Genomic DNA, 20,164 nt, shown 5'->3' on the forward strand with positions numbered 1-20,164 from the left:
TCCCAGGAATACATTTAGCTATTTTAGCCCGAAACTTGAAACCCGTCACAGTTTTATACTAAGGTAAATATATATCGATTTATGTCGATATTTTTTTGGCCTTATTCTTTTGGCTTCTTATAGCTTTCTTTCCCTTCTTTATTTCCTGTTTTCTCCATGGCAACGAAAGCTATAAGGCGCCCTCATTGACCACGTTACTGAGGACTGTATGACGAGCACCAGCAACAGCACCGAAAAACAGAAAAAACATTTCTGGAATAAAAAACAAAAAGAACTGACCGTCGATGATATTACCATCGTCGATAACGATATGCTGAAACGCGCCGTGGGCGCTGCGGCACTGGGTAACGCCATGGAATGGTTTGATTTTGGCGTATTCAGCTACCTGGCGGTGACTATTGGTAAAGTGTTCTTTGCTGATGCCAGTGCCACTGCTCAGCTGATTGCGACCTTTGGTACTTTTGCGGCCGCCTTCCTGGTCCGCCCGCTGGGTGGGCTGGTATTTGGTCCGTTAGGTGACCGTTATGGTCGCCAGCGTATCCTGGCGATTACCATGATTATGATGGCTATCGGTACCTTCTGTATCGGGCTAATCCCTTCTTATGACAGTATTGGTATTATGGCACCGTTGCTGCTGCTGGCAGCCCGGTTGTTACAGGGCTTTTCGACCGGCGGAGAGTACGGCGGAGCGGCGACATTTATTGCCGAATACTCTACCGATAACCGTCGCGGATTTATGGGCAGCTTTCTGGAGTTTGGTACCCTGGGGGGTTATCTGCTGGGCGCCGGATTGGTCACGCTGCTGACTTCGGTCATGCCGGCACAAACGATGCTGGACTGGGGCTGGAGAATCCCATTCTTTATTGCCGCCCCCCTGGGTCTGTTTGGGTTATATGTCCGTCTGAAGCTGGAAGAAACTCCGGCGTTCCAGCAACATATGGAAAAACAGGAAGCCCTGGAACACAGTAAACCCCGGCTGAATTTATGGCAGATGCTGAATAAATACCGTGCACAGATGCTGAAATGTATCGGCCTGGTATTACTGTTCAATGTCTCCAACTATATGCTGACCTCTTACATGCCAAGCTATCTGACCGGTATCCTTGGTCTGAGCGAACTGAGCAGCCTGTTACTGGTGATGGTGGTGATGTTTGTGATGATGCCACTGACCCTGTTCTGGGGCCACTGGACCGACCGAGTTGGCCGTCGTCCCGTGATTGCGGGCGGTGCTATCGGTCTGCTGGTGCTTTCTATCCCTTGCCTGATGTTGATTGGCTCCGGAAGTATGTGGGGTGTGTTCGCCGGGCTGATTATTCTGGGTGTGGTACATACCTGTTTCAGTGGAACCATGCCTGCCACGCTGCCAGCACTGTTTACCACAGATATCCGCTACAGCGCACTGGCGATTGGCTTTAATGTGTCGGTATCACTGTTTGGTGGGACCACTCCGTTACTGACCGCCTGGCTGGTAGATAAAACACATAATGTCATGGTGCCGGCCTATTATCTGATGGCTGCGGGTGTCATTGGCCTGATTACCGTATTTACCCTGCGTGAGACTGCACGTAAACCATTACGTGGTTCCACCCCTGCGGTAGCCACCAAAGCGGAAGCCATGCTGCTTATCAAAAAGCTGCAGCGCCGTAATAAGAAAAACGCTGAACCCCGGACTCCTGCGCAATAATTCTCGCCAGGTTTCACACCGCTCAGTCCGGTGTGAAACCTGTTTACCACCCTTGCCCACCCTTTCCCTGTCCATACTACCCCCCCTCCTGACTATTTTGCGTTAACCACGCCACCGTCACGCTTCTCTCTTACCTGTTTCAGCAACCCTTACAACGTGTATTTTTGCCTGGCTCAGCACTCAACATAGTTAACGGCCAGCCCACCACGGGAAGTTTCTTTATATTTTTCATGCATATCTTTCCCGGTATCCCGCATGGTGCGGATAGCAGAATCCAGAGAAATAATATGTGAGCCATCGCCACTGAGTGCCATTTGTGCGGCATTAATCGCTTTCACCGCAGCGATAGCATTGCGTTCAATACAGGGGATTTGTACCAGACCGCCGACCGGGTCACAGGTCAGCCCCAGATTGTGTTCCAGCCCAATTTCCGCAGCATTTTCCACCTGAGCGGGAGTCCCCCCCAGAACTTCGGCTAGCCCGGCTGCCGCCATGGCACATGCCGAACCCACTTCCCCCTGGCAGCCCACTTCGGCACCGGATATAGAGGCATTTTTTTTACACAAAATACCCACAGCAGCAGCGGCCAGGAAAAAACGTACCACATCCCCCGGCGCCGGCGCGCCGGAAAACTGCATGTAGTAATGGAGGACTGCCGGAATAATCCCTGCGGCTCCATTGGTCGGTGCAGTCACCATCCGCCCGCCCGCGGCATTCTCTTCATTGACCGCCAGTGCAAACAGATTCACCCACTGCATTGCGGACAGGGTGGAGGTAATGACATTTGGCTGGCTGGCCGCAATCAATGACTGATGAAGGGAATGTGCCCGCCGGCGGACCTTCAGCCCTCCGGGTAATATCCCTGACGACGACAGCCCGCGCCGGACGCAGGACTGCATCTCCTCCCAGAGCAGCATAATCCCCTGCTCTGTTTCTTCTGTGCTGCGCCAGACTTTTTCGTTTTCCATCATCAGTTGCGATACCGACAACCCTTCACGGCGGCACAGTACCAGCAGTTCTGCCGCAGAAGAGAAATCGTAAGGCAACAACGTCTGTTCGCTGGCTGCCTCCCCCTGCAAAGCCTGCTGTTCATCCACCACAAAACCGCCGCCCACCGAATAATAGGTCGTCTGAACACTGTCACCATTATTGAAAAAAGCCAGTAATGTCATAGCATTAGGATGATAAGGCAGAAACTCATCCCGCAGTTGCATATCCTGAGCCCAGTTAAAACGGATGGGGTGACACCCTGCCAGCAACAAGGTACCGGTTTCCAGCAATTGCTCAATTTCCTGCTGCGCCTCCAGAGGATCGACCTCATCTGGCCATTTTCCGGTTAACCCGGTTATAGTGGCGCGATCACTGCCATGACCTACGCCGGTTGCCGATAACGATCCCCAGAGACGGACAACCACCCGGCAGGTATCGTACAACTGGCCGTTTTCCTGAAGCTGCTTCACAAATAACGCCGCCGCTCTCATAGGGCCGACAGTATGTGAACTGGAAGGACCAATACCGACTTTAAATAAGTCGAAGACGCTAATAGCCATAACAATATCCTTGAGGACGGTTTTCCTGAATTGCGCTAGCCTGGGCTAATTGAACGCCGTCAACAATCGATATTTCCTAAAACAATGATTAGCAGGACTGACAGATGAAAAAAATTGCAAACGCACAGATGCATGCTCACTTGCAGGTTTTTGCCTGTGCAGCCCGACATATGTCGTTTACCCGCTGTGCCGAAGAACTGAATGTGACGCCGGGCGCTATCAGTCAGCAAATTAAGCAACTGGAAGATAAACTGGGATTTTTGTTATTTCACCGGGCCGGCAGAGGTCTGGAACTTACCGCTCCGGGCCAGCGGCTGGCGGTTGTCGCGAATGAAATGCACAGCAGGGTCATTGAAGAGTTAAGGTTACTCAATTCTGCCGGGATTAGCGGTGAATTCCGACTACGGTGTATTCCGTCATTTCTGAATAAATGGCTGATGCCACGTTTACCCGCGCTGGTGCATGATTTTCCTAACATTGAATTAAGGATTACCGCTGAAGACAGCAGTGATTCATTACACGGTAATGACTTTGATTTAGCCATCGATTTAAATGACGGCAGTTACCCCGGGCTGATAACCACCCCACTATTTGAAGAAGAGATTTTTCCGGTATGCTCACCTTCTTTACTGATTAACCGGCCGCCACTGACCGATGTCAACCAACTGAAACATTATCCGTTATTACATGATGTCACTGCCTGGCGTGGTAGCCATGAATATGCCGAATGGGCATTTTATTTACAGGCCGTCGGGGCAGAAGATATCGATGTTCGCCGCGGTCATAAATTTAACCGCAATCATCTGACTATCGATGCGGCTAAACGGGGGATCGGCGTGGCTATTGCCCGCAAAAACCTGATCAACGAAGATCTGGAGGAAGGTTCACTGATCATCCCGTTTGGTACACCGGTCAACGTGAAAAAGAGGTACGTGGTGGCTTACAGCGAAGGGACGCTAAATGAACCGGCAAAACGGGCTATTTATGACTGGTTGCTGGAACAGGCAAGAATGTCCGACAGGAAAATCGCTCTGTAATCTGAAAGGTATTGTCCGACAGTGATCTGCTTCCAGGGCAGTTCACCGGAATGACCAGACTGTCGGACAGTACTGAGCCATCGTTTCATCCTGAAATTTTGAGAGTGCCTGGTTGATAAGTCATCACAGGGGCTTCAAAGCCGCCGCTGCAGTGTTCCGATGATTAAGCAGATTTTATCTTTAATCCCCACGAATTCTTCCTTTTTTCTTTTTATGGCTTATTTTGGGGTGTTTCTGAATGTCATTGTCCGCAGAATAGCCACCAAAATGACAGGTTATTTCCCTGGCAACTGAACATAACAGGCATTCGGTAATAGGATTTATTCAAAAATATATTAAGGAATAGGATTATTCCACCCCGAACGCAGGCCGGATAATCCATTCATTCTGGCGAGAAAACCTCTGTATTTATGGCCACTACCGACTTTTATCTCCTGTTAACTAAAACTCACCGGCGATCACAGAAAAATCCACAATTATTTTCAAAACAGAGGCATAAAAACCTGCACTATAACTTTAAATAATAGCAACCACCTTCTCTGAAGAATAATAACCTACAGAAAAATATACCGCGCAATGATATTTAAAATAAAAAAACAACCCACCCGGTTAAATTTAATTCACTTTTTACCCCTATCTCTGACATGTTAAAGTCATGGTATCCCTCACTCGTCAGGATTTTATTTTATTAGCCGACTGACTTTACTGAGGGATGAGAATTTTTTATGGATAATTTCCTCTATGCAGCCTACGGGTTAATGATAACTCTGAGTAGCGCTGATGTTTTCATTTATCAGGGATTTGATATGAAACTTAATATATTCAGCGGAATGGTATTTTTATTTATTTTATTGCCCGTGACTTCTCAGGCATCAGAATCCACCGCGCAGGCCGTCGCAAGCTGGTCTGCGACAGCAAAAAAAGACACGACCAGCAAACTGGTGGTAACCCCTCTGGGTTCACTGGCTTTTCAGTATGCAGAAGGTATTAAAGGCTTTAATACCCAACAAGGACTATTTGACGTCACCATTTACGGGGATAAAGAATCAACAGCCTTCCGGCTGACATCCCGTGTATTAACCGACACCCTGACTCAGTTAGATAATTCCGGTTCAACATTACAGGTAGGTATTAATTATCATGGCACTTTACTCAATAAAACCACTGATACCACCCTGATTGATACCGCCCGGGGGATTTACGGCGGTGAGCTGAGTAGCTTATCGCAGGGATTTAACCAAAATAGCCGGGCCATGGCTCAGGACCAGTTCACTTTTTCAATTATTAACGGCACAACCGATGGTCAAACTAAGGTCACTGACTTCAGTAGTTTACCGGAAGGAATCTGGAGTGGGGACATTAGTGTGCAGTTTAATGCTGTCTGGACCAGTTAACTGACTATTGTGGCCGGTTTAAGGAATGATGATGAAATACCCAATATTCTGTTTTAGTCTGTTATTTGCGGCTATTCCCTGCTGCCGGGCATTAGATGTCGGTGATATCACAACGTTTATTTACAGCGACCAGAAAAGTATTGGTAAAGAAATTACCAACTCTACCGATAATGGTCGTCTGATTACCCTGCGAATTGAAAAGTTATCATCACCGCTCGCGGACGGAAAGATAATAAATCCTCAGGGCAGAACACAGCAGGAAGTATTAATGACGCCCGCCAGTATTTTATTGCCAGCGAAAAGTAAAGAGCTGATACGCTTTTTCTACCAGGGCCCTGCCGATAATCAGGAGCGCTATTACCGGATAAACTGGAAGGACCAGTCAGTCAGTCAGGCTCCGCAGGAAAAAGCTGTCAGGGAGGCCATTGCAACTTCCTCTGCTCAAATCGGGACCCTGCTGGTGGTTGCTCCGCGCAAGATACACTACGCCTACCTCTATCAGAACGGCAAATTGTCCAATACCGGTAATGCAACATTACGTGTCGTTGCGTATGGGCCCTGCGCCAAAGCGGCAGACCGTTCATCCTGCCGGGAAAATTACTATCTGATACCAGGCAGAAACCGCACGTTCAGCCAGGTCAATGTGGCCGATAAACGCGCCCGGATAGGCATGTGGCAAGCCGGGAAATTTGTGGCAGTGAAATAGAACTTCAGGGAGCCCAACTATGTCCCGGCCGCTAATTAACCGGCTTTATCTGCTGTTGCGGCCCGGGCTTATTGTTCTGGCGCTGATACCGGCAGCCGGATTTGCTGACCGGGAGATATCGCAGGTGAACAATGTGCTGATTCCCCCGGCATTTGCCCGGGCGCTGCAGGAGGGCATGAATATTCCATTATCACTTCATTTGCTGGGCAACAAAGATCGCAGCAATGATCAGCGAATGGGTTATGCTGCTATCCGCCTGCAAGGTCAGCAGATCATTGTCCGTTTTATCGACCCCGAAGAGCAGCAGGATAATGCTGAAGTCAGTGAGTTGGTGCGTCGGAAGCTGAGTGAACTCACCGATATTCCTTTTGACGAACGGTTTCAGATCCTGATTACCGCCAACGCTCGGCTGCAACTGAATCTGCAACAACTGGTTCTGCAATTAGTGGTTAACCGTTCGGCGCTGGGGGAGCGGTTACAGAAGAGAAGCCAGGATATAGGCGCATCGGATGTCCGTGCTCTGAGCAGCAGCCTCCGATACAACCTCGGTATGTATCATAATCAGGCCCGTAATCGCCAAAATAGCAGCTCAGGTTACCTGTCCTTCAATGATGTCACTTCCCTGAGCGAGCACCATATGATTATCGATGGCGCATTATATGGCACGGCCCGTGGTCGTCAGACCGCAACCCTGTATAAAACACTCTATGAACGCGATTTTTCAGGCTATCGGTTTGCTGCCGGAATGCTGGATAGCTGGAATCTGCAATCATTAGGGCCGGTCAGCGCCCTGGCCGCCGGAAAAATTTATGGTCTCTCCTGGGGAAATCAGTCCCGATCGACGGTATTTGATAACAGTCAGTCGGTCACACCGGTCATTGTATTCCTGCCAGCAGCAGGAGAAGTGCATATATCGCGCCAGGGGAAATTGATCAGCGTGCAAAACTTCACCATGGGAAACCATGAAGTTGATACCCGTAATTTCCCTTACGGGCTCTATGATGTCGATATCGTGGTCATGGTGAATGGCGCTGAAGTAAGTCAACATACTGAGAGGATCAACAAATTATTTAATAGTAACAATCTTGCGGGCAGGCCGCTGGCCTGGCAATTCTGGGGCGGGCAGATGAATACTGAACGCTGGCAGGTGTCCGGAGGACGTTCGCTGCCTGGAAAGCGGAGCCTGTTGATCGGATCATCAGGACAAGGATCCTTTGGCCAACTCAGTTGGGCAGCCAGTGGCTATAGCTACGACAGCAATCTGATTGGTGAAACCCGTTTTTCTCTGCCGGTCACAGAGACTTTCTCGGTTAACCACCAGATGATGCTGGCCAATGATAACTCCTATAGCACTCTCAGCAGCCTGACAACCACTCTGCCTGGCGGTTTCAGCTCATTATGGCTGAACCATGAAATTACCCGCATAGGCCATCGGCTTAGACGCAGTGATGCCAGCAACCGGGCCATTGGCGGGACACTGAATCTGAGCGCATGGCAAATCCCGGCCGGGACTCTCAGCGCCAGTTACAACGACGACCGTCTGAATAGCAGCCATTATTATACCGCAGATTATTATCAGACACTGTTCAGCGGAGCCGCCGGAACCCTGGGTCTCAGGCTTGGGGTACAACGATTTAATAATGGTGATAATGGCAGCAGCAGTAATAAATATATTGCTCTCGACTTCTCACTACAATTTGGACAGATTTTCAGTATCGGTTTGACCCATCAGAAAGGTTATACCCTGGCCAATCTGGACGCCCGTCAGCAATTCACTTCAGGGACTTTACGCGCCGCAGGAGCGAATCTGGCCACGGTCGTCTCCGGGGATCCTCGTAACGATAACCGTCTGAGTGGCGGAGGCTATGCACGCTTTGATAACCGCTATTCCGCAGGAACTGTCACTGTTAACAGCAGCGCCGAAGGTAATATTAGCTCCAGCCTGACCGCAAGCGGCAGCCTTGGCTGGCAAGGCAATACCCTGGCCGCCAGCAGCAATGCCGAAGATACTGCCGGCGTGCTCTTCAGGACCGGTCTGCAAAAAGATGAACAGTTAAGCGCCAGTATTAATGGCCAGACATTCGATCTACGCGGCCCGCAGAGCTACTTACCGCTACCAGCCTATGTGCGTTATGACATTGAAATCCTGAACAACCAGCAGTCTGCCGACAGTTTTCAAATCACTCGCCAGCGTAAACAACAGTTGACTCTCTACCCCGGCAATGTCGCAGTCATTGAACCACAAATACAACAACAAATTACCGTCTTTGGTCGGTTATACCGTCAGGATGGCGCGGCACTGGCCAATACTCTGATACAAAATGGTTCACACCGCAGCTATACCGATAGCCAGGGAGAGTTTGTCATTGATATTGATAAGAACCGGCCACTTATCCGGGCTGGTTCAGGAACTCAATCATGCCGCGTTGCCCCTGATCTGCAAAATGCCAGGGGGGCGGTATGGATAGGGAATGCCACCTGCCTTCCGGAGGGATTAACCGATGCAGCAAACTGACCGTCGCTATCAACGCAGCAGAATTATCTGCGGGTCTCTGTGGTTCCTGTTGTTGTTCAGTGCCTGCTGCTTCCCGACACTGAAGGTCACCCGCTGGCCCGACAGAGCCCCGACAAGTTTTGTTTTTATTGAAAACAGTACCAACGATACCTACTTTATCACCCCGGGCGGGGTGATTGATCCACGTCTCACCGGCAGTAATCACTGGACCAGTAAAAAATATACCGGCTCCGGCAGAATTGATCAGCAAAGCCTGGGTTATATCGATAACGGGCACAATACTCTGTTGGTCAATGGCCGTTATTTTGATATGTGGCTGGAAAATCAACCCATTGCTTATCCCCTGCTCGGGCTACGCTGCATCAACTGGTATAAAGGATGCGATTTATCCACCAGCATGATCCCGCCCCGCGCCAGTGATGCCTCAGGATTCTATGGGGTAGACGTGCCTGCCGGAGGGGCTAAATGGATGCATGGCCTGCTCTCAGACAGTTTTTATTACTATCTGGGGCAAATGCCGGTGGGCGGTAAACTCAGCCTGACCATCAATACCTGTGAAACCCCGGTCGCTTACAATGCCGCTGCGGGTCAGCGATGTACTGAACAGTCATCGGGTCGATGGTATCAGGCTAACGTGACTTATCTTAAGGCTGCACATATCCGGTTTATCAATACCAATAACCTGTCTGAAATATTGATTACCAGTGATGGCGTACCGGTGCCGGGAGGCAACAGTACAGACTGTAAATTACAAACAATCAACGGTATTGATGGCCTGAGCTGTAAAATGGCCACTTATCAGTTGCAGAATTCAGGGCTAGTCAACTCTTCTATCCGTATCTTCCCTGTGGTAACAAACCCTGTTCTGGAAGCCGCTATCAAAAGAAATGAATTACAATTCAGCCTCGACGGCAACCAGTGGAAACCCGTCAGTGGTTCTCTGTATTACTACACCTTTGAGCAGATGAAAAAATCAAACTCGTTGTATATTTTCTTTGCGCAGTCTCTATTCAAAAAAATGATACAACTTGGCATGAATGATATTAATACCCAAAAATTCCTGAGCTTTTACCTGAAGAATGCCAGCGTACCAGAGTCCGGCTGGTACGAGTTTCCGGCATCAAATACTATCCGGATAAAACCCGCTGATCTGAGCGTGAGTATTATTTCTGATGATTATTCCCCCTTGCCTGTGAAGACCGGCCAGGTTGGGGCAGGAAAGCCCTCTCTCAATTTTGGTTATCTCATCACGACCAGTGGTAAAACAGCCGCAGATAGCGTCGCCATTAAGGTCACAGGTCCACAGGTAAGTATTTCAGGCAAGAGTTATTGCCTGTTTACATCTGCTGACGGGAAGTTGCAGGTCCCGTTTCCTGGCTGGATAACGTTCACCTCGCGTAACGGAAACCTGAAACGCCTTCCCGGTGGCTGTGATTCGCAATGGCATGACATCACTGAGGCTTTGTGGCAGCCACAACCTTGGCAGGATAGCTATGGTAATCAGGGGATGATTAATAAAACCAGGATCACTTTTTCATTACCTATGGATGATCCCCGCTCACAGCTCACCATCGATAACCAAAACTGGTTCGGTGATGTCAGTTCCTCCGGAGAAATTCATGTTAAAGCCACCTGGAAAAATTTACCCTAATCTGAGGTTATGGCTGATGGTGGGGAGCCTGGCCCTGCCACCTGTGTCGGCCTTGGCGATTGCATCTGCTCATTTAACGCTGGATCTGCCGGCTGACCGCGACTTTATCGCCAGGAAAGTACTCAACAATAATCGTACTCCCCGGGTGTACCAGCTCACACTCTATGCCATTCAACAACCCGCAGACCACGAACAGCGACTCCCTGCCGTTGACGGGGAGTTGCTTTATTCACCTAAAACGCTGGTTCTCCGGCCGGGAGAGAGTGATATTTTCCGGTTTTATTACCGGGGTCCTGCAGATAATAAAGAACGTTATTACCGGATTCTGATTAATGAAATCCCAACCCGACAATCATCAGCGACGGGTAAACCCGGCAGCCGGATCAGTATGGAACCGGAAGTGATTCTTGAAACACTGTTTGTGGTGCGCCCAAGAAAAATTAACTTTAGTTATCAGTGGCAACCCGGCATCGGCCGGTTGATCAATAACGGAAATACTTATTTTAAACTGCTGGTCAAACCGGACTGTCAAAGCAATGAACAACAGGAACAGGCATGGTATTTGCTGCCAGGCAGACAGGTCACCAGTCAGATACTCGCCCGTGCTGCCAGCAGTTATCTGGTTTATTCCGGGCGTTTTATTCCTCTGCGCCAGAATTGCGCCGGGGAATAATTAGCGCTCCGCATCATTCTTCAGAAGACCTGGCGATGACCGGCAATAGCATTGCTGTCCGGCAGCGTCGCCCACAAGGGCTGCAACCGCTGAAAGGCCTGGCGTAATGTGTGCTCATCTGCACTGAAAGGCATACGCAGGTAACGGTCAAACGCCCCTGACAGGCCAAATCGTGTGCCGGTTCCCAGTAATATCCCAGCATCGCTGGCCCTCGCGGCAAACCCGGTGGACTGCATACCTGGCAGTTCAACCCAGAAAGAGAGCCCTCCTGCCGGAGTCAGTGTCTGCCATTCGGGGAAATACTCCTGCATCAGGCGCTGGCAGGTATCACGATGCTGTTTCAGCATGGCACGACGCTGCGGCAAAAACTGCTCACTGTTATCCAACAGCCATCCGGTCGCTAACTGGCTGAGCAGCGGTGAACCTAAATCCAGCGAATCCCGGATTTGTATCAGCGAGGTAATCAGCGAAGATGAAGCCCGAATCCAGCCAATCCGCAACCCACCCCAGAAGCTTTTTGCCGCCGACCCCAGGCTTATCACTCTCTCACTGTCAGGAAAAGCGGCCACCGGCAGGGGAGGTGGCCGGTGATACCAAAGTTCGGATAGTGTTTCATCAATGACCAGCGGTGTATGTGTTCTGGCCGCAATCGCTGTGACCTCAGCCCTGCTGGCTTCATCCATGCAATAACCGGTAGGATTATGATAATCCGCAATCAGGTAAGCCAGCCGTGGGGAAGTCTGGGCAATGGTTGCTTTTAGCCCGGCAATATCCCAGCCCCCGGATAATAAAGGAACCCCCACCGCCTGACAGGATGCCCCACGAATGGCCGCCAGTGCCGACGGATAGGTCGGATGATCAACCAGTACCCTGTCACCTGGCCCTGCCAGCAGCCGCAGTATCAGGGCCAGTCCACTGACCGCACCATTCACCACCATGAGCTGCTCCGGCGTTGTAGGTAAACCACGCTGGCAATAACGCTGTGCGATTGATTCCCTCAGAGACAGCAAGCCTTTCGGGTTATAGCCGGAAGTTTGCAAATGGCCTGGTAATAGTTCCATGGCATGGCTGTAGGCCTGATGAATCTCCGGTCCCGCCACCGGAGAAGCCGTTGACAGATCCAACTGAGTGCCGGAAAGCGCTGTGCCAGCTACGGCCACACGGTTGGCAGGGATCACTACCTGACTGCCGCTTCCCTGGCGACTTTGCAGGAAGCCCTGATCCCGTAGCTGAGTCAGTGCACTGCTAACCGTGGTGCGGCTGATATTCAGGCCAGAGGCCATTTCTCGTTCACCAGGCAACCGGGTCCCCTGTACCAGACGTCCGTCCAGAATCAGCAGGCGCAATGCCGCAGCCAGTTGCTGCCATAAAGGAATCCGTGAAGGTGTCTGTTGCCAGTGCCCGAGCATCTGAATCAGTGACTGATGACCAAACCGTCTTGACGACATATGCGATCCACTTTTTATTAACTGGCTATTAATTAGTAATCCATTTCAGATAACAATCAGTCCACTGTCAACCGGAAATAATGAGAACCACGATGTTGAAGAGATTACTGCAACTCTACCTTGGCCTGACGCTGTACGGAATTTCCTGCGGGATGTACATGCATACCGGGCTGGGTGCCGACCCCTGGGATGTCTTTCATCTGGGCGTAGCGCAGACCCTTTCAGCGAATGTGGGAACCGTGATGATTGTGACCGGGGCCCTGGTACTGTTGCTGTGGATCCCTCTGCGTCAGCGGCCCGGACTGGGTACTCTCAGCAATGTGGTGGTACTGGGACTGGCCGCGGCAGCCGCTCTGGCCGTCATGCCGCCGCTGACTTCCCTGACAGCCCGCTGGCTGATGCTGGCCGCCGCCATTGTTCTCAATGCCATCGCCACGGTGATGTATATATGTGCCGGATTTGGTCCCGGCCCGCGTGACGGCCTGATGACGGGCCTGCACCGCCGTACCGGCTGGTCGCTGCGCTTGATCCGTACCTCTATCGAGGTCACCGTCTTACTGATTGGCTGGGCTCTTGGCGGTAACTTCGGGCCAGGCACGATTATTTATGCACTGGCTATCGGACCAATGATTCAGTTCTTTCTGCCCTGGTTCGGACGAGGCAGACATCTGATATCACCGCAACCCAATAAGCAAGCCGCTATGGTGGTGTCTGATGCAGAAAAGACTCCGTAGTCGCGAGACCCTGTCCGCCAAACCGGCGTATATTCCCGGTGAATGACCAGCTGCTCCTCAACAACTGTAAGCTGCCTGGTTAATTCAGCGAATGATAGTCGTCCAAAATCATGTAGTATGGACGGCTATCGTTTTGACCATAACGGGAAATCAATGAAAGAGACCGTCATCAGTTTTATTTCCAGTGCCGTTTTTTTTGCGGTGTTCTGGGGACTGGCAATGTGGTTCTGGCAATGGAAAAAAGCACACGTCAAAATACCACGGGCCGTCACAGTTTCCTTGATTTCAGGGTTGCTTTATGCCGTATTTCAGTTGCTGGTTAAGAATATGAGGTAACAATTTGTCCGTAAAATTATCCTGCCCGGGCATTTACCTTCCCGGGCAGGGGCTCTGTTCACCGGTGTTAAGCTCATGGCATAGGTTTCGATTTCGACCAGCAGTCCTGTCCGCAACATTAAGTTGACCTGAACTCCGGTACTGGCCGGACGAATTCCCCCAAATGTTTTCAGAATAGCGGCCCTCTGCTGACAGGTATCCCTGTGTTCATCATCCGGCGATGCACAGGTCCCGGATACAGGCAGAGGGTTGCCAGCGTTTACCGTTCCGGAATAACCGGATACAGTTTCAGGTGCATCCCCGGAAGAAATCATGACTCAGTGAGAGTTTTTCATAATATTCTTTTATTAATTGTATTATCCGAAAATGAATAAATGGGTTCAGATAAAATCTCGCGGGCTGCCATTATTATTCACCGGCAGAACTAATGATGGCGAGATGACACTGCCCGCTAAATGGCTTAAGTCAGTTTACCCGGGCAGATAAAATTAACCGGGATATTTTGCCGTTTGTTTTCACCCGTGATACACAGAGATTTCCTGCGAAGTGGCAGAAGTCATGCCGAGGGTTGCTGTATTTAACAATTTATTTACTTTCATTCGTTCGCATTATTATCACTGCCTGTATAACTGACTGGCGGGTCCGCAGCAGAGGCCCGGAGACGAGTGACAACTGCAAGTCCCGTCCCCGGGCTGACAGAATGCAGTACCGGCTGACCGTCGGGATTCAGAAAGGCTTATAATAATCACTCTCTGATTAATGAAGAAAATATTGATACAGCGAGACTTTTGTCCCTCGGCCTCCCCCGGGGACTGGCTGGTAATTTTTTATGTCAGGAGCCATTGACCGCTAAACAAAGGCCGCGCTGAATATTAAAATTTATTTTACTGAATGTTGAATTATTTTATCGGATTGCCCACAACCTGTTGGAAATATCAATAAATTTATATTATGGATATTCGCTATTTTTATCGCTATTATTATTCCGGTCATTAAAGGAGTAATTAAATGAATACGTTTACCCGTGATCTTATTGACTGGATTGAAAAAAATCTGGAAGGAAAACTCACTATCGATGATGTCTCGGCAAAAGCTGGTTACAGCAAATGGCATCTGCAACGTATGTTCAGGGATGATACCGGATTTCAGCTGGCCTCTTATATCCGTTACCGGAAACTTAATAAAGCGGCATTGATTTTGAAAATGACCGATATGCCTGCGGTCGAAATCAGTGAGTTACTGGGATTCAGTTCACAACAGACATTCACCCGGGCATTTACCCGTCATTTCGGTAGTGCACCGGGACAATATCGCAGCAGCCACGAATGGCATTTTCGCGGTATGGTCGCCAAAGCTCATCATTGTAATGACGTACTGCCCCAGGCAGAAGTTGTGACCCGCGGGCCGGATGCTATCCGGGGAACCAGCCTCAGTTATTACTGTGACCATAATGAACTTGAAGATATTGCTTATCATCATCTTCATCGCGAACGCATCGTCGGGGAGATCCTGGCGATGAGAAAAGGTTCACTCCCTGGTTGTGTCGCCGAACATTTTGAACCGGACCCGGAGAGCGGCAAGGTCCGGTTTACTTTGACGTTTAATACGGCATCTCAGGACATCATCATCCGTCCACCTGCATCAGGCCGGTTTTTACGCTTTAATTTTACCGGGACACAGCAACAGTTTGTGGATATGCAGGCCACCATTTATCAGCATGTGATGCCGTTTCGCCCGGAAGCGCGCCGTAACGGCCAGGATATTTTTATCTGTCAGCACAAATATCAGCCTGACCAGCCGTTACCAGAAACTTTCTCCGGCAATTATTATATTCCCGTCTCTCAGGCAGTCATGACAGAGCCGGACTGGCTGTTATAGCCAGTGATGGCCGGATGTCCGCTATCTGTATCGCTATACATCGTTCGGACCGGGCGATGTTACTACTGACTCACTGACTTCCCCGGAGTTTCAGAAAATGAAAAAACTGTTCACACTTCTGCTGCTATCATTCGCTACAGCGACCTCATTCTCCGCCGCTGCTCAGTGGCCACCGGAAACCGGAGCCAAAGTACCAGGCAATGCACTGGAATATCCCACCCGGCTGTCCCCGGTCAACCAGTCACTGGAGCAGATGCTGAACCAGGGAGGTGAGATTATTGCCTCATCCCTGGCCTCTGATGGCCCGGTGGTCACCCTCAGGCTGAACAAACATTATATTTTCTGCCTGCTAAAAGGCGCGGGTAGCGGTTCAGACCAGAATGTTGCAACGTCAAAGTGTTACGCCATGAACTAACGGTTTCCCTGGCAATAAAATGAGCGTTACGATGCATTGATTGATATTTTCCAGTTTCAGAGGGTGGATATTTTCGGCATTCATACAGATGTCGATAACGCGCTCTCCGGAATTTTCTTCCCGCTCTGACCAACAATGAGGCTGCCTGATTAAGGGTTAACGTTGCGTAAACAGTGCCTGCCCTACACTGGCGGCACTGCCGGCAGGTGGGCGGCTGAAAATATTTTTTCTGTCATTAGAAGGCGGCTTTCGGGTCACGCACCCGTACTGATTTATGCAGGGTTTTACACTACCTTCAGTCCGTAAAATTTAACCTGTGACCACGCTCTTTGGCTCAAGAAAAGATTCCAGGCCTGAAATGCCCAACTCCCGCCCTATTCCTGACTGCTTAACCCCGCCAAAAGGGGCCATCAGTTCCGGCACAATGCGGTTAATCAATACGCTTCCTGCATCAAGCTGCCTGGACATCCGTAACGCTCTTTGCGGGTCCTGACTGAAGACATAAGCCTGTAAGCCATAATCGGAATCGTTGGCAATCCGTATCGCATCGGCTTCATCCTGGTAACTGATCACAGACAAGACAGGACCGAAGATTTCTTCACGGGCAATATCCATCCCGTTACTGACCCGGGTAAATACGGTCGGCCTGACAAAAAAGCCATTTTCCAGTCCGTCAGGATGACCTTCCCCACCCGTCAGCAATCTGGCACCTTGCTGTCTTCCCCGACGAATAAATTCCTGTACCCGATCGTACTGGCGCTGACTGAATAAGGGGCCGATCACTGTGCGGGGATCGGCTGGATCTCCGACCTTCAGTTCATCCACCCGCTTTTTAATCTGTTGGCTGACCATTTCCAGTTGAGATTCAGCGACCAGCAAGCGACTACCGGCAACACATGCCTGTCCGTTATTCATAAATGCCGCAGACAGCACCATTGGCAGCGCTACCGCGATATCGGCATCATCCAGTAATACGGATGCTGACTTACCACTCATCCCGAGCGTCAGACGCTTACAACTGTCCATCGCTGCACGGGCAATGATTTTCCCTACCGCGGTTGAACCGGTAAACGAAATCTTAGCGACCCGGGGATGGACGGACAATTCGTCCCCGACTTCTTCCCCCCGCCCGGACAGAATATTGAATATCCCGTCTGGCAACCCAGCCTGATGCAATGCTTCTGCCACTATACGATTCTGTAATGGACTGAATTCGCTAGGTTTGATAACCGATGTACACCCGGCAGCAATCGCAAACGCCAGCTTACTGCACAGAGTGCCCGCGGTACTGTTCCAGGGAATAATCAGCGCCGACACCCCCACCGGTTCCATAAATATTTCCGCATCGCCCGCTTTTCGCTGTAACGGATACTCTTCGAGTACCCGGGCTGCATTCAGAAAACACTGTGCGGAGTACTGACTGACCCAGCGGGAACGGGATACCGGGCCTCCGTATTCCTCAATGGTAGCTTCACAGATAGCTGCCGAATGTTTCAGCACCGCCTGATGAAGTGCCTGCAACATCTCCAGGCGTTGTGCCTTTGTGCTCAATCCAAAAGAAGGTTGCGCCACTGTAGCAGCCCGTATTGCCTGCCGGGCATCAGCCCGACTGGCCAGCCGGGTCGTGCCAATCAGCCTGCCGTTGGAAGGATTATAAATTTGAATAACTTCATTGCCGGTGACCGGTACAAATTTGCCATCAATATAGGCATCTTCTGTCTGCCACATCACTGTACTCCCGAACTGATTAGGTTGATAAGCATGGAACTACAGTCTGGCAGCGAAAGATTGTTTTGATAATATGTTCAGACAGAATCGAAACATCGCGAAAACCGAAACAATGCAAAAAAACGGTCTGGCTGAATTCAGCGTCATACTGGCAGTCGCAAAACATCAGGGCTTCCGCCGCGCGGCAACAGAGCTGGATATGTCTGTTAGCGCAGTCAGCAATGCGGTTTCAGGGTTGGAATCCAGACTGGGGGTTCGGTTATTCCACCGGACAACCCGCAGCGTTTCGCTGACCGAAGCCGGACAACGCTTTGTTTCGCGGGCAGAACCCGCGGTCAGACAACTACTCGACGCGATGGACGAAGCCAGCAGCGACGATACACAGTTGTCAGGTACATTACGGATCAACAGTTCTTTAGGGGCTGCACTCATGGTATTTGCTCCCGTATTCCGGCGGTTTACCGAACGGTTTCCGGCCATTAGTCTGGATATCGTCACCGAAGGACGCCGGGTAGACATTGTCAGTGAGGGTTTTGATGCCGGAATACGCCCTGACTCCCGGCTACCACAGGATATGATTGCTGTACCTCTGATACGGGAAATTCCCCTGGTCGTGGTGGCTGCAGCAGGATATTTTGGCCAGACAGCGCCTCCGCAATTTCCGGCAGATTTACGGCAATTCTCCTGTATTCGTAGCCGGTTACCGGGAGGATTACCCTCTGGCTGGCATTTCTGTCAGAACGCTCAGTCCTTCACTCTGGATGTGTCAGGGCCACTGATACTCGATTCCCCGCAACTGATGCTTGAGGCCGTAAGACAACGTTGTGGCATTGCACAAGTCCCCCTCTGGTATGTCGAAGAAGATATACATGCAGGGAAGCTGGTGAGTGTACTGGGCGACTATGCCGCCACTTTGCCCGGGGTGTCGCTGTACTATACGGGACGGCGGCATATTCCCGCCGCTCTGAAAGCATTAATCACGATTATTCATGAAGTCAATGATGAGCAAATCCGTTAACTCCACCACTACAACGCACCGGCGCAGGCGGCGGCCGAGCTCCATGCCCACTGGAAGTTATAGCCTCCCAGCCAGCCGGTCACGTCCACCACTTCACCAATAAAGTAGAGACCCGGCACATCGCGGGCTTCCATGGTACGTGAAGAAAGCTTATCGGTATCGACTCCCCCGAGGGTAACTTCGGCAGTCCGGTAACCTTCGGTCCCGTTAGGCTGCACCGCCCAGCAGGTCAGCTGTTCCACCAGTTGCTGTTGCTGTTTGTGGTTCAACTGCTTCAACGTCAACTCCGGAACTATCTGCAACTGTTGTAGTGTTTCGGTCAAGCGCTTAGGCAATACTTTGGCCAGGCAGTTCTTCAGACTGAGATTAGGGTGAGCGGTGCGCTGGATATTGAGAAACTCTTCCAGGTCCATTTCCGGTAACAGATTAATCATCAGCCGTTCACCTGGCTGCCAGTAGCTGGAAATCTGCAACATCGAAGGCCCGGACAATCCGCGGTGAGTAAACAGCATGGCTTCTTTAAACAGTGTGCCTTGTTGCGCAGTGACCGTCACCGGCAGTGCCACGCCGGAAAGGGTCTGTAGCTGTTCGAGTAACGGTTTGTGCAGCGTAAATGGCACCAGTGCCGCACGGGTCGGGAATACCCGTAATCCAAACTGTTCAGCAATCTTATAACCCCAGGGGGTTGCCCCAAGGCCAGGCATCGACAGCCCCCCGGAAGCGACAACAAGTTTGTGAGCACTTACTTCAGAACCATTCACGTTTAGCCGGTATTCACCTTGCTCGTCTCGTTCGGTGGTGAGGATCTCGCTGCGTAGTCGCAGGGTAACTTGCCCTTTCTGACATTCCGCCAGCAACAAGTCGACAATTTGCTGGGCAGAATCATCACAAAACAGTTGCCCGAGGGTTTTTTCATGCCAGGCGATACCGTGTTTACCCACCAGCTCAATAAAATCCCACTGTGTATAGCGAGCAAGTGCTGACTTACAGAAGTGAGGATTATGTGACAGGTAGGCGGCAGGCTCGGTATACAGATTGGTGAAATTACAGCGACCGCCTCCGGACATCAGGATTTTTCGGCCGGCTTTTTTACCGTTATCCAGCACCAGGACTTTCAGACCTCGCTGCCCGGCCTGTGCCGCACAGAACAGCCCGGCAGCACCGGCACCCACCACAATAACGTCAAACTTTTCCATATCGCCCCCGCCCGAAAAACGGCTGATTGTAGAGATATGCGTTGCCGGACTCCAGACTGAAAATTTCTTAACACCTCCGGGCTTCGCATAACATTATAATTTTTAAGTATTTTTAAAATTAAACTTTCATGAATCTGTCACATTACTGCAAAAAAAAAGAGATTTTTCTTTCCTGAAAGGACTTATCTCGCCGATAATGCG

The 20,164-nt window shown here is 50.5% G+C and carries 16 protein-coding genes; 12 read left to right on the plus strand and 4 right to left on the minus strand.

The features are described 5' to 3' along the window. Window positions 1–208: 208 nt before the first annotated feature. Window positions 209–1,684 (plus strand): glycine betaine/L-proline transporter ProP, encoded by a 1,476-nt coding sequence (gene proP, locus HA49_RS17520; RefSeq protein ID WP_038015592.1) that lies wholly within the window; start codon window positions 209–211, stop codon window positions 1,682–1,684. A 173-nt stretch (window positions 1,685–1,857) separates the two neighbouring features. On the opposite strand, the gene HA49_RS17525 is transcribed toward proP, so the two are convergent. After that, entirely contained in the window at window positions 1,858–3,234 is a 1,377-nt protein-coding gene (locus tag HA49_RS17525) for an L-serine ammonia-lyase (protein ID WP_038015595.1), read from the minus strand. 104 nt (window positions 3,235–3,338) lie between these two features. On the opposite strand from HA49_RS17525, the gene HA49_RS17530 reads away from it, so the two are divergent. The 6 genes from HA49_RS17530 to HA49_RS17555 all read left to right on the plus strand — a co-directional run bounded on the left by HA49_RS17530 (window position 3,339) and on the right by HA49_RS17555 (window position 11,210). After that, window positions 3,339–4,271 (plus strand): LysR substrate-binding domain-containing protein, encoded by a 933-nt coding sequence (locus HA49_RS17530; protein WP_038015598.1) that lies wholly within the window; start codon window positions 3,339–3,341, stop codon window positions 4,269–4,271. An 806-nt stretch (window positions 4,272–5,077) separates the two neighbouring features. Continuing rightward, on the plus strand, window positions 5,078–5,665 hold the full coding sequence (gene ecpA, locus HA49_RS17535) for a common pilus major fimbrillin subunit EcpA (RefSeq protein ID WP_038015808.1): 588 nt from the start codon (window positions 5,078–5,080) through the stop codon (window positions 5,663–5,665). 31 nt (window positions 5,666–5,696) lie between these two features. Continuing rightward, the gene (locus tag HA49_RS17540) at window positions 5,697–6,371 is read left to right on the plus strand and encodes an EcpB family pilus assembly chaperone (protein ID WP_038015601.1); all 675 of its coding nucleotides are present in this window, start codon (window positions 5,697–5,699) and stop codon (window positions 6,369–6,371) included. Window positions 6,372–6,390: 19 nt separating this feature from the next. Further along, entirely contained in the window at window positions 6,391–8,886 is a 2,496-nt protein-coding gene (locus HA49_RS17545) for a TcfC E-set like domain-containing protein (RefSeq protein ID WP_046791904.1), read from the plus strand. Next, window positions 8,873–10,537, plus strand: a complete 1,665-nt coding sequence (gene ecpD / locus HA49_RS17550; protein ID WP_046791905.1) for a fimbrial adhesin EcpD — start codon at window positions 8,873–8,875, stop codon at window positions 10,535–10,537. Before HA49_RS17545 ends, ecpD begins: the two co-directional genes overlap by 14 nt. Then, on the plus strand, window positions 10,506–11,210 hold the full coding sequence (locus tag HA49_RS17555; RefSeq protein ID WP_052752541.1) for a fimbria/pilus periplasmic chaperone: 705 nt from the start codon (window positions 10,506–10,508) through the stop codon (window positions 11,208–11,210). The genes ecpD and HA49_RS17555 overlap by 32 nt, the downstream gene beginning before the upstream one ends. A gap of 20 nt (window positions 11,211–11,230) precedes the next feature. On the opposite strand, the gene yczR is transcribed toward HA49_RS17555, so the two are convergent. Then, window positions 11,231–12,658: a MocR-like transcription factor YczR gene (gene yczR / locus HA49_RS17560; RefSeq protein ID WP_038015604.1), complete on the minus strand. Its 1,428-nt coding sequence runs from the start codon at window positions 12,656–12,658 to the stop codon at window positions 11,231–11,233. Window positions 12,659–12,750: 92 nt separating this feature from the next. Here yczR and yczE point away from each other — a divergent pair, with 92 nt between their 5' ends. From yczE to HA49_RS17585, 4 genes are all read left to right on the plus strand, one after another. After that, the gene (gene yczE / locus HA49_RS17565) at window positions 12,751–13,392 is read left to right on the plus strand and encodes a membrane protein YczE (protein WP_038015607.1); all 642 of its coding nucleotides are present in this window, start codon (window positions 12,751–12,753) and stop codon (window positions 13,390–13,392) included. A 153-nt stretch (window positions 13,393–13,545) separates the two neighbouring features. Further along, complete coding sequence (locus HA49_RS22095; RefSeq protein ID WP_038015610.1) at window positions 13,546–13,728, plus strand: DUF6404 family protein; 183 nt, start codon at window positions 13,546–13,548, stop codon at window positions 13,726–13,728. Window positions 13,729–14,736: 1,008 nt separating this feature from the next. Further along, window positions 14,737–15,606 carry a helix-turn-helix domain-containing protein gene (locus tag HA49_RS20680; RefSeq protein WP_052752542.1) on the plus strand — a complete coding sequence of 290 codons (870 nt, stop codon included), beginning with the start codon at window positions 14,737–14,739 and terminating at the stop codon, window positions 15,604–15,606. A gap of 97 nt (window positions 15,607–15,703) precedes the next feature. Then, window positions 15,704–16,021, plus strand: coding sequence for a hypothetical protein (locus tag HA49_RS17585; protein WP_038015615.1), 318 nt, complete (start codon window positions 15,704–15,706; stop codon window positions 16,019–16,021). Window positions 16,022–16,330: 309 nt separating this feature from the next. Here the strand turns inward: HA49_RS17585 and HA49_RS17590 are convergent, their stop codons facing one another. Then, window positions 16,331–17,749: an aldehyde dehydrogenase family protein gene (locus HA49_RS17590; RefSeq protein WP_038015618.1), complete on the minus strand. Its 1,419-nt coding sequence runs from the start codon at window positions 17,747–17,749 to the stop codon at window positions 16,331–16,333. Window positions 17,750–17,861: 112 nt separating this feature from the next. Here HA49_RS17590 and HA49_RS17595 point away from each other — a divergent pair, with 112 nt between their 5' ends. Next, a complete protein-coding gene (locus HA49_RS17595) occupies window positions 17,862–18,767 on the plus strand; it encodes a LysR family transcriptional regulator (RefSeq protein WP_038015822.1) in 906 nt (301 codons plus the stop codon). Window positions 18,768–18,775: 8 nt separating this feature from the next. On the opposite strand, the gene HA49_RS17600 is transcribed toward HA49_RS17595, so the two are convergent. Then, on the minus strand, window positions 18,776–19,963 hold the full coding sequence (locus tag HA49_RS17600) for a BaiN/RdsA family NAD(P)/FAD-dependent oxidoreductase (RefSeq protein WP_038015621.1): 1,188 nt from the start codon (window positions 19,961–19,963) through the stop codon (window positions 18,776–18,778). Between the last annotated feature and the right edge of the window lie 201 nt (window positions 19,964–20,164).

Source organism: Tatumella morbirosei, assembly GCF_000757425.2.
Classification (GTDB): Bacteria; Pseudomonadota; Gammaproteobacteria; order Enterobacterales; family Enterobacteriaceae; genus Tatumella; species Tatumella morbirosei.